Source organism: Streptomyces sp. NPDC053541, assembly GCF_044544705.1.
In the GTDB taxonomy this organism is placed as follows: domain Bacteria; phylum Actinomycetota; class Actinomycetes; order Streptomycetales; family Streptomycetaceae; genus Streptomyces.
This window is the reverse complement of sequence record NZ_JBITXM010000018.1, coordinates 1-10,922: the sequence shown is the minus strand read 5'-3', so window position 1 is coordinate 10,922 and position 10,922 is coordinate 1. Positions and strand designations below refer to the sequence as shown.

Annotated in this window: 8 protein-coding genes; 1 reads left to right on the top strand and 7 read right to left on the bottom strand. The window is 75.8% G+C overall.

The genetic code is table 11. The features are described 5' to 3' along the window. Positions 1–168: 168 nt before the first annotated feature. The 7 genes from ACIGW2_RS33395 to ACIGW2_RS33365 all read right to left on the bottom strand — a co-directional run bounded on the left by ACIGW2_RS33395 (position 169) and on the right by ACIGW2_RS33365 (position 9,495). Positions 169–1,887, bottom strand: coding sequence for an acyl-CoA synthetase (locus ACIGW2_RS33395; protein ID WP_399847830.1), 1,719 nt, complete (start codon positions 1,885–1,887; stop codon positions 169–171). Further along, the gene (locus tag ACIGW2_RS33390; protein WP_399847829.1) at positions 1,884–5,159 is read right to left on the bottom strand and encodes an FAD/NAD(P)-binding protein; all 3,276 of its coding nucleotides are present in this window, start codon (positions 5,157–5,159) and stop codon (positions 1,884–1,886) included. Before ACIGW2_RS33390 ends, ACIGW2_RS33395 begins: the two co-directional genes overlap by 4 nt. Beyond that, entirely contained in the window at positions 5,156–5,629 is a 474-nt protein-coding gene (locus ACIGW2_RS33385) for a cobalamin-dependent protein (protein WP_361578163.1), read from the bottom strand. The genes ACIGW2_RS33390 and ACIGW2_RS33385 overlap by 4 nt, the downstream gene beginning before the upstream one ends. A gap of 405 nt (positions 5,630–6,034) precedes the next feature. Then, entirely contained in the window at positions 6,035–6,451 is a 417-nt protein-coding gene (locus tag ACIGW2_RS33380) for a cupin domain-containing protein (protein WP_356075703.1), read from the bottom strand. Beyond that, positions 6,444–7,370 carry a sulfurtransferase gene (locus tag ACIGW2_RS33375; RefSeq protein WP_391656670.1) on the bottom strand — a complete coding sequence of 309 codons (927 nt, stop codon included), beginning with the start codon at positions 7,368–7,370 and terminating at the stop codon, positions 6,444–6,446. The genes ACIGW2_RS33380 and ACIGW2_RS33375 overlap by 8 nt, the downstream gene beginning before the upstream one ends. A 5-nt stretch (positions 7,371–7,375) precedes the next feature. Then, on the bottom strand, positions 7,376–7,939 hold the full coding sequence (locus tag ACIGW2_RS33370; RefSeq protein ID WP_391656671.1) for an HPP family protein: 564 nt from the start codon (positions 7,937–7,939) through the stop codon (positions 7,376–7,378). A gap of 11 nt (positions 7,940–7,950) precedes the next feature. After that, on the bottom strand, positions 7,951–9,495 hold the full coding sequence (locus tag ACIGW2_RS33365; RefSeq protein WP_391656672.1) for a vanadium-dependent haloperoxidase: 1,545 nt from the start codon (positions 9,493–9,495) through the stop codon (positions 7,951–7,953). A 639-nt stretch (positions 9,496–10,134) separates the two neighbouring features. On the opposite strand from ACIGW2_RS33365, the gene ACIGW2_RS33360 reads away from it, so the two are divergent. Continuing rightward, a complete protein-coding gene (locus ACIGW2_RS33360; protein ID WP_391656673.1) occupies positions 10,135–10,617 on the top strand; it encodes a hypothetical protein in 483 nt (160 codons plus the stop codon). Positions 10,618–10,922 lie beyond the last annotated feature (305 nt).

The following is a 10,922-nucleotide window of genomic DNA, read 5'->3' as shown; positions in this document are numbered from 1 at the left end:
GCGAAGCCCAGGGGGCCATCGGCGACCGACGACAACGCGGCGAGGCGCGGTGCCGGGCGACGAGAGCCCGGCATGATCGGCGAGACACCCCCTAGGTCCGTACGGAAACGCCCGGGGCGCCCCCCTCACGAGGGCGCCCCGGGCGTCGTCACACCCCTCCCGCACCCCTCAGACCTCGCGGCCCTCCGGGGTGAGGGCCGTGCGGCGGACCTTGCCCGAGCGGGTGCGGGGCAGGGCGGGGGTCAGGGCCACCGCCTTCGGGACGAAGACCGGGGCCAGGCGCCGGCGCGCCAGAGTGAGCAACTCGGCGCGCAGCGCCTCCGGTTCGACCGCCCCGCGCGGCTCCACCACGGCGTACGGGGCGAGACCGCCGCGCTCGTCCGGGCCCGGGACCACCGCCGCGTCGGCGACCGAGGGGTGGCTGCGCAGCACCGCCTCGATCTCCATCGGGGAGACCCGGTGCCCGTACGACTTGAACACCTCGTCGTTCCGGCCGAGCAGCCGGATCGACCCGTCGGCCAGCCGCTCGCCCCGGTCCCCGGTGCGGTACAGCCCGTCCGCGAAGGCCGCCGCGGTGCGGTCCGGACGGGCGGGAAGGTCGACGTAGCCGCGCATCAGACCCGGCGGACGCTCCGCCAGGTCGACGCACACCTCCCCCGCGTCGCCGAGCTCCCCGGTCTCCGGGTCGCGCAGCACGATCCGGTAGCCGGGCAGCGGATGGCCCAGCGGGGACAGCGGCACCGGGGTGTCGGGGGCCCGGCCGATCAGGGCCGTCGCCTCCGTCTGCCCGTAGCCGTCCCGGACCCGCACCCCCCAGGCCTCCTCGATCCGGTCCGTGACCTCGGCGGTCAGCGGCTCGCCGGCCGCCGTCGCCTCCCGCAGCCGGGGCGCGCCCCGGCCCGCCGTCACGTACGGCAGCATCGCCCGCCACGCGCTGGGCGGCGCGCACAGGCTGCTGATCCGCTGGGCGGCCAGCACCCCGGGCAGCAGCTCGGGCGGGAGGCCGCCGTCGGGCGGGGCGACGACCGTGGCGCCCGCCGTCCACGGCACGAAGAAGCTGGACCAGGAGTGCTTCGCCCAGCCCGGCGCGGACAGGTTGAGGTGCCGGTCGCCCGGGCGCAGCCCGCTCCAGTAGAGGCTGGACAGGTGCCCCACCGCGTAACCGGCGTGGGAGTGCTCGACCAGCTTCGGCAGCGAGGTGGTGCCCGAGGTGAAGTAGCAGAAGGACGGGTCGGCGGCCGGGGTCGGGCCGGGCGGCAGGAAGGCCGGGCGGCGCTCGGCGTCCCGGGTGTCGGGGTACGGGACCCAGCCCGGCACTCCCCCGGCGCCGGGCGCCATCCGCACCCCCGGCACACCCGACTCGCCCATCATGTGGACGAGTTCGGGCGCGCACACCACGTGCCGGATGCCGCCGCGGGCGATCCGGTCGACGGCCTCGTCCCGGGTGAGGTCCTGGTAGCCAGGGACGACGACCGCGCCCAGCTTGATGCAGCCGAGCAGGGTCTCCCACAACTCGGCCCGGGTGCCGAGCAGGACGAGGACCCGGTCGCCTCGCTCGACCCCGGCCTCGGCGAGGGCGACCGCCAACGCGTCGGAGCGGGCGGACAGTTCGGCGAAGGTGACCCGGTCCACGACCGGCACCGTGCCGTCCGCGGCGGGCCGGCCGAGGATCTCCAGGGCGGTGCGCCGGTTGCCCTCGGCGACCACGTCGAACCACTCCAGGGCCCAGTTGAAGTGCCGGGCCCGCGGCCAGCGGAACGCGGCCGAGGCCGCCTCCCGGTCGCCGCGCAGCCGCAGCAGCAGGTCCCGGGCGGCCCGGTACTCCTCGTGCGCGGCGGTCCTGCGGTGGGCGGCGCGGGCGGCCGGCCGCCGGACGGGCGCGGTCATCCGGCCGCCCCCGCGAGCGCGCCCGCGATGGCGTCCGCGTCGCGCGTGAAGGAGCCCCAGCCGCCCGGCCGGCCGCTGCCGACCTGGGTGAACCAGCGGGTGTGCTCACTGGGGATGCCCAGCACGTGGATGCCCTCCTGCGGAGTGCCGTCCGCGCCGACCGGGTGGAACGGCGCGTCGGTGCAGTCCATGCCGCCGGTCCTGAACTCCCGGGCCCCGGCCCGGGTTCCGCCCGCGTTCACGAACGGCCGCACCAGTCCGTCGGCGAGCAGCCCGCGGATCAGCGGGTCGCGGTCCGCGGCGATGTCCGTGCCGGGCAGGCGCGCGTCGACGAGCACGTCGAGCTGCGCCCAGGAGTTCTCCACCTGCGCCGACTCCACCGTGAACCGCCCGCCGACCGGGTCGGTGCCGAACCGCACACCCGGGCCGACGGGTTCGAGCACCCCGGCGGCGAGCAGCGCCAGGAACTGCTCGGAGCGCAGCAGCGGCGGGCCGGTCGACACCATCGCCGCCACCGGCCCGAACTCGGCCAGGAACCAGGCGTGCGAGGCGGGGGTGAGCCCGCCGAAGTCGACCACCTCGCGGATGGTCTGCCGGACGTCCCGCAGCACGTCCGCCGCGGCCTTCATCGGCCCGTCCGCGTTGCCCAGCCGGGCGTCGCCCAGGTCGGCCCGCAGCCACTCGGTGAGCACCTTGTGGAACTCGGCGGGCGAGCCGAAGCGGCAGCCGGCGAACGGCCGGGCCAGCGCGTCGAGTCCGGCCAGCGGCGTCGGGTCGATCCGGTAGCCGGCGGCCAGGTCGCGCAGCACGTCCTGGTCCGGGACCAGGGCGAGGGCGTCGGCCGCCCGCTCGGTGAACTCCCGGGCCCCGTCCGGTCCGTGCACCCGGCGGATCCGGGTGGCGAGCAGCACCAGGTTCACCTCGGCCAGCAGCCAGGGCAGCACCAGCTGCTCGAAGTCCAGCGGGGCGTGCTCGGCGCGCAGCCGCGCCATCCGGGCCGGGGTGAAGAGGACCGGCCGGTAGCGGTGTTCGGGCCCCTTCTGGTTGACGCCGCGGGTCAGCAGCGGCACGCCGGCCCGCGAGCCGGTGAGGATCCGCGGCTCCTTGCCGCTCGGCAGGTAGAGCAGCCCGTCGCCGCCGTCGGTGAAGGTGCCGCCGCGCCCGAGGGTGAGCTCGGCCAGCACGTCGTAGAAGGTGAGGCCCATGCCGATGACGCCGACGCTCGCGCCGGCCGGGATGTCGGCGAGCGGCATCTCGTTGGCCGAGCCGCCCGCGATGTAGCGCAGCGGCCGGGCCGGGGTGGAGTGCTCGCGGGCGAACCGCCGCCACTCGCGCTGCTGCCCGTCCGGCTCGTTCACCGGGTGGCCGGTGGCGAGCAGCACCCGGTCGACGGTGAGCACGTCGCCGCGGTCCAGGCGCAGCCGGTACGGCTCCCCCGGCGCGCCGCGGTCCGCGCAGATCACCCGGGCGGGCACCTGGTGCACGGTGAGGCAGGGCGGCAGGGTCTCCTCGATCCGCCGCATCACGTAGCGCAGGTAGCGCCCGTAGACCGCGCGCGGGGCGTAGCCCTGCGGCTCGGCGCGGGCCGGGTCGTGCTCGGCCCACCACTCGCCGAGCGAGGGCCCGGCGCCCGGCCGGTGCGGGCCGTCGTCCGCCGGGCCGGAGAACATGGTGACCTCCTGCGCGGCGGTGTTCATCAGGAACCAGGGCGACTGGTCCGTCCGCCAGATCCGCCCGGCCCCCGCCTCGTGCGGATCGATCGCGAACACCTCGATGCGGCGCGCCGGCGGGCGCTCCGCGCAGCGGGCCGCCAGCCGTTCCAGGACGGACAGGCCGCGCGGGCCCATGCCCACGAAGGCGATCCGCAGCGGCTCGGCGGCCGGGTCGGCCAGGCACCGCGGGGTGTCCAGCGGGGCCGGTTCCGGCGGCGGCGCGGTCTCGGCCGCCAGGTCGTGCTCCCGGGAGACCCGGTCGAGCATCCCGGCGAGCTGACGCGAGGTCATCGGGGTGGTCCTCCGGCTGGTGGTGAGCAGCGGCAGCGAGCCGAGGTCGGTCCACTGCAGCCGGCCGTCCGGGGCGACCGCCGAGCGGGCCTCACCCCGGTTGTCCGGGTGCAGGCAGAACGGCACGTCGAGCAGCCCCCGGTCGAAGGCCTTCAGGAGCGCGAGGCCCAGGTCGTCGGAGAGCGCCCGGACCGCGCCGACCAGGGCGCGGGCCTCGGCGAGGATCTCCTCGGCGTCGGCGCCGGTGCCCGCGCCGGCCGCGTTCCCGGCGCGCGCCCGGGCTGCGCGGGCCGCGTCGGCGGCCACCGACAGGGCGGTGAGGTTCTCCGCGACCGTCGGGATGCGGTGCGCCTCGGTCTCGGTCTTGACGATGAGCCGCTGCGCCCCGCCGTGCACGGCGAGTTCGGCGCTGCGGCGCAGCAGCAGCCGGGCGCCGGGCACGGTGCGCGGGTAGACGCCCATGTACGTGTAGAGCACGACGTGCCGGTCCACGGCCGGCGGCAGCAGCTCGTCGGCGAGCTGCCGCAGCGCGGCGAGCGCCCCGGCGTCCTGCACGGGGTGGGTCTGCTGGGCGTACGAGAGGGACACGCTGGTGGCGCCGTTCTGCGCGAAGAACAGGCACTCCAGGACGGAGACGGCGACCAGCATGGACGGCGGGCAGAGCTGGCCGAGCAGGCAGCCGCCGAAGGACTCCAGGTGGGCGCGCCGGCCGTGGGCGCGGCTCTCCTCGGCGAGGTACTGCACGGAGTCCCGCCAGGCGGCGACGGACTCGGCGAGCGGGGTGCGCCCGTAGGGCAGGCAGTACGAGACGGGGCCGCCCTCGCTGGCGGAGAGCCCGGCGGCGGCCATGGTGCGGAAGATGGCCATCGGGTCGGCGGAGCCGTGCCGGACCTGCACCGGGGTGCGGCGGCCGGCGGCCGCGGCGGTCCGGGCGGCGGTCCTGGGGCCGTGGCTGACGATCGGGAAGCCGTTGAGGGGCCGTCCGGTGCGCAGCGCGGCGGTGGCGGCGGCGTGGTCGCCGACCCGGGTGTAGCTGTCGATGGTGAGGGTGGCGACGGTCCGTTCGGGCAGGGCCGCGACGGCGGCGACGCCGGCGGCCATCTCCTCCGGGGAGACCATGCCCATGCGGGGCTGGACGACGAGCTCGCCGGCCGCGGCGGCCTCCTGGACGAAGGCGCCGAGGTCGCCGGGGGCGACCGGGGCGGGCGCGGACGGGCCGGGCGGTGAGGGCGGATGCGGGTGCTGCGCGGAGCGGTCGGGATGGGTCACGCCGCGGCCCGCCCGGTACACGCGCCTCTGGTCGCGGCCCGTTCCTCGAGGCGGCCGAGCCGGGCGAGCAGCGCGGTGGGCGCGGTGCCGTCGGGGTAGACCGCGTCGTAGCCGGCGGCGAGCAGTTCGGCGGTGCGCTCCTCGGCGCCCTCGGGCGAGATGCCGAGCAGGCCGCCGATCACCATCGGGATGTCCCGGGTCTCCTCGTCCTCGCGCAGCGCGCGGGCGGCGCGCAGTCCGTCCTGGTGCCCGTGGCCGTTCACCGAGGAGAGGACGACGAGGTCGGGGCTGGTCATCCGCGCGGTGTCCACGAGCAGCCGCTCGGGGACGCAGGGCCCGAGGTTGAGGACGGAGTGCCCGTGCTCCTCCAGGAAGAGCTGGAGGTGCACCAGGTTCCAGGTGTGCGCGTCGGAGGAGCCGGTGGTGAGGAGGACCCGGCGGGACGGCTCGGGACTGTGCGGACTTTGCATGGCGTGTCTCCAGTGACGGTGCGGATGCGGATGCGCGGGGGCGTACGGGCGTACGGGGGTGAGCCCGGGCGGTTCGGTACGGCGCGGGGCGGGGCGGTCCGCGGGTGGAGCGGTGCACGGGGCGGCGCCGGGGGGACGGCGCGCACGGCCTGGGGGGCCACGGCCCGGCGGCGGGCGACGGCCGGCGGCCGGGGCGGGGCGCGCGGGGTGCCGGGGCGGGCGTACGGGCCACGGGGAAGCCCGTACGGCGGGAGTGCCGAGGTGTGCGGGGTCGTGCCGGGGGGCGCGAGGTGTGCGGGTGGTGCGGGGGTGCCGGGGGGCGCCGCCCGCGCGGGGCGGGCGGGCCGGGGCCCCTTGCCGGGGCCGGTCGCGGACCGGACGGGGACCGGTCCGCGACCCTGCGGGTCAGGCGCCGGCGCCGACGCCAGTGGTGATCTCGCCCGCCTCCGGGGTGCGCGGGGAGGCGGGCCGGGCGCGGACCGCGAGGACCGTGCAGCCGGTGGCGCTGGACATCTGGTGCCGGGTGCCCGGTTCCTCGATCACGAGGTCGCCGCGGTGGAAGCGGCGCCCGTCGCTGTGGTCGAGCGTGCCGTCGAGCACCAGCATCAGCTCGTGCCCCAGGTGCTCGTGGAAGTCGCCGTGCGCGCCGGGCGGGAAGCGGAGCAGCAGCGAGGCGGAGTCCTCCTCTCCGGCGTGCCCCGGGCCCCACAGGACGACGTACTCGACGCCCTCGCGGCCGGGTTCGGTCCACGGCACCCAGGGCAGGTCGGTCTGTTCGAAGCCGTTGCGCAGCACATCGCGGAAGACGGTGACGTCAGGCACGGGTGGTGACCTCCGAGGGGGCCCGCTGGGGGACGACGGACGGGATCGGGTCGGGGCCCCAGGCGTTCGGGCCCTTGACGACGGGCGCGCCGATGAGGGAGCCGAACTCCCGCCACGCGCCGTCGTAGTTGCGCACGTCGCCCAGGCCGAGCAGCTCGTGCAGGACGAACCAGCTGTGCGCGGAGCGCCAGCCCACCCGGCAGTACAGGACGGTGGTGGCCGCGGGGTCCAGGGCTCCGTAGGCCGCCCTGAGCTCCTCCTCGCCGCGGAAGGTGCCGTCGGCGTGGATGGCGGTGTGCCAGGGGATGTGGGTGGCGGACAGGGCGTGGCCGCAGCGCACGCCGATGTCGTCGGGGACCCCGGGCGGGGTGTTGGTGTGCCCGAGGTACTCCTCCAGGGAGCGCACGTCGAGCAGGGTGCGGCGGCCGATGTGGTCGAGGACGTCCTCGCGCCGGGCGCGGATCGTCTCGTCGAGGCCGGCCGGCACCGGGTACGCGGTCGCGGGGCGCTCGGGCGCCTCGGTGGTGAGGGCGCCGCCGACGGCCTCCCAGCGGGCCCGCCCGCCGTCCAGGAGCCGCAGTTCCCGGTGCCCGTACAGGCGGAACTGCCAGTAGCCGGCCGCGGCCCACCAGTTGTTGTTGCCGCTGTAGAAGACGACGGTGTCGTCCTCGGAGATGCCGTGCCGGCCGAGGAGGGCCGCGAAGGCCTCGGGGCCGACGAGGTCGCGCCGTACCGGGTCCTGGAGGTCGCCGGTCCAGTCGATGCGGACCGCGCCGGGGATGCGGCCGGGGCGGCCGCCGCCGTCGTTGCCGCCGTCGGTGATCTCGACGAGGACGAGTCCGGCGCCGGCGGGGCCGGCCGGGTCCTTCAGGAGTTCCTGGAGGCGTTCCACGTCGATGAGCAGGTTCTCGCGGTTCATCGGGTTCACCACCAGTAGCTCGGGTACTTGGCGATCACTCCGGCCTTCGCGGCGACCAGGCCGATCAGCACGAGCAGCACGCTGCCGATGCCGAGCAGCAGCAGGAAGCGCAGCGGCTGGGGGTCCTGGAGGACGGCGAGGACGGCGGTCGCGGCGGCCGGGGCGTGCACGGCGCGCAGCACCAGCATCAGGCCGACGCTGAGGCCGGCGGCGACGGCGGCGACCCACAGGGAGTGCCCGAGGAGCGCGACGGCGACGAGGCCGAGGGCGCCGGAGCCGAGCTGGCCGAGGACCACGTTGCGCGGCTGGGCGGGCGGCAGCGCCGGGGTGGAGCAGACGATCATCGCGGTGGCGGCGAGCGGGGCGATCATCAGCAGGTGGCCGGTGGCCTCGCCGAGCGCCACGAGGACGACGAGCGAGACGACGGTGGCGAGGGTGCCGAGGACGGCGGGCTTGGCACCGGGGAAGGGCGGGGCGCCGCTGCCGCCCTTCGCCGCGGCCGGGGCGGCGGGCGCCGGGGCCTGGCCCGGCTGCTGCCCCTGGGTCTGGGTCGGGGTCTGGTTGGTCACGTGCTCGCTCCTCAACAGCCGTTGAAGTAGTGCATGGCGCGGCGGTACACGACCTCGCCGATCCGGTGGCCCATCTCGATGCCGGGCTCGTTGTCGAAGCTCCAGTGCATGCCGCCGTACACCCGGGATATGCCGGCCTGGTGGGCGGCCTCGGTGAAGGTCGGCCAGGTCAGGACGACGTCGGTGCGCGGGGTGAGTCCGGGCTCGACGGTGGAGGTGCCGGCCTTGAAGCGGAAGGAGTCGCCGAAGGCGTCGGTGCCGGTGAAGCGGCGCAGGAACTCGGAGGCGGCCCCCGAGAAGGTGCTGTGCCCGGAGACGGTGGCCGGGAACGGCGGCACCGCCACGTACGCCTGCCAGTCGACGCCGTCCATGGTGACGGTGCCGCGGCCGGGGCCGCCCCAGGCGGTGATCTGACGACCGCGCTGGTCGTAGGGGATGAGGGTGGACGGGCGGGCGAAGTCGTGGTCCAGCTTGACCGCCCAGGAGCCGATGGCGGCGTCGCACTCGGCCATGTTGAGGCCGAAGAAGAGCTTGGCGTCCTGGTCGATGTCGTGGCCGTCACGGGCGGACACGAAGCGGCCCCACATCTGCTGGGCGCCGGGCGGGGTGACGTCGTCGTTGAGCCAGAACTCGGCGATGCACTTCTGCTCGTCCGTCAGGTGGGCGCTGATGTCGAGGAGCTCCTCGATCGCGGCGGTCATGCGCACCGAGGGGTACGCGGGCGGCGCGGCGACCGTGAACTGGTCGGGGCGGCTGAGCGCGAAGGGCTCCATCACGGCGAACTGCGGGGTGAGGTACTTCTGCAGCTTGCCGCCGACGATCAGCGGGGTCCAGTGCTCGGGCGCGACGACGATCGAGGGGTCGAAGGCGCCGGCGGTCTGCGGCGGGTTCTTCGGCTGGTAGCCGGTGGTGTCGGCGTACGGCGGGGTGCCGAGCTGGTTGGCGCCGTCGCCGTGCCGGTGGTCGAGCACGGCCTGCGCGGTGCGGCGGCCGATCCAGGCGGGGCTGTAGCGGCGCGGGGAGGTCAGTGCGGGGTCGTAGCCGAGGCTGCTCAGCATCGAGTCGATGGCGACCTTGTACTCCGGGAAGAACTCCAGGAGCGCGAGGTGGGCGGCGTAGCTGACGGCCTCGTTCTTGTTGTCGAGGGTGCGCTCGGCGCGGGGGCGGCGCAGGGCGCCGCCGAAGCGGGTGCCGGAGGCGATCCGGTCGTAGCAGGCCCAGGCGTCGTAGATGCAGTTGTGCACGATCGCGAGGATGCGGGCGTTGACGGTGGCCGGGCCGAAGCGGTTGCCGACGGCCTGGTAGCGGCCGAGGATCGCGTCCATGGTGGCCTGGTTCCAGCGGACCACGACGGTGGGCTCGGCGACCGCGCCGGGGGCCCGGCGGCCGGTGCGGGTCTCCGCCTCGAACCGCTGCGTCGGGGCCGCGGCCGCCCAGGCGCTTCCGCCGGAGGCGAGCGCGAAGGCGCCGGCCGCGGCGGCGGAGGCGGTGAGCACCCGGCGCCGGGTGAACGGCGCGGGGGTGGCGGGATCGGTGGAGACGGGTCGCTGAGACATCCCTGGTCTTTTCCTTCGCGTGCGGTGCGGGCCGGAAACGGACGGTGCGGTCCCGGATCGGCCGGGGACCTGCGGCGGCCGGGGCCGGACTGGTCGGCCCGGGTCGCCGGGGGTTCCGGGGCCGGTCGGATCGAGGGGATCGCGGATCAAACACAAGCTCGAACAGTCCTCAGGCTGGCGAGATTTGATCGCGTGGGGCAACGGCCTATCGGCTTCTTCCATCGGAGGCATGCAAGGAAGCGATGGGCGGGGCCGGGGGCGGCGCCGGGTCGATAGCGTGAGGGGACGCCAGGCACCTCCGGCCCTTGTGCCCGGGTACGCCGTGCCGCCAGGGTGCGGCACTCGGTCCCGGTCCTCGGGGCGACGGCCGACCGCCGCCCCGCCGCGCACACCGCCCGTGGCCCGCCCCGTCGCCCGCCGAGCGGGCGGGGCCCCGACGGTCCTGGCACCGCAGGCCCCCTGCACGCGCACCGCCGACCCGAGGACTCGGGTCCGCCCGGTCATCCCGGCCACCCCGGCCGCCCCGCTCTGGGGCGAGCGCCGCGGGCCGCCGGCCGCCGGACCGGTGACCGCACCACCCCCGCTGTCCGTCCGGCAAGACCTCACCGATCCCGCACGATCCGTTTGGAGTGGCCGCGCATGTCCGTTTCCTCACAGGTCAGACCGCAGACCCCGGCCCCGGCGCCGTCCGCCGCCCCGTCCCCGACCGCCCTCTTCGACCGCCTCGCGCCGCGCCTGCACCGCTACGGCCTGGTGCTGCTGCGGGTGGGGCTCGGCGGCGTCTTCGTCTGGTTCGGCGTCCTGAAGGCGATCGGGCAGAGCCCGGCCGCCCAGCTGGTCGTCGACGTCATCCCCTTCGACACCGGCACCTGGTTCGTCCCGGCCCTCGGCTGGGCGGAGATCGCCCTCGGCCTCTGGCTGCTCACCGCCCGCGCCGCCCACTTCCTCCTCCCCGCCCTGACGGCCCACCTCCTGGGGACCTTCCTGGTCCTCCTCCTGACCCCCCACGCCGCCTTCGAGCACGCCAACCCGCTCCTGCTGACCCTGATCGGCGAGTTCGTGGTGAAGAACGTGGTCCTCCTGGCCGGCGCGGTGGTGGTGACGACCCGCCCGAAGGGCTGAGTTCCCCTACAGAGAGGGAAGAAGACGAGACGGCCCCGGCCGGGGTGTGCTCCCCCGGCCGGGGCCGTCGTGCCTGTGTGTCGGGCATGTCGCACCCTGAGCCACTAGCATCGTGGCACTGAGTGTGTTTTGCTGAGGGTACTCAGTGCCATACCAGTGCCATCATTGCCACAAGCGTTGCTAGGGGAGCCCCAGACCATGGCCAAGGACTTCGATCTGTATCGTCCGTCGGAGGAGCACGAGATGCTCCGGGAGACGGTCCGTGCGCTGGCGGAGGCGAAGATCGCGCCGTTCGCCGCGGCGGT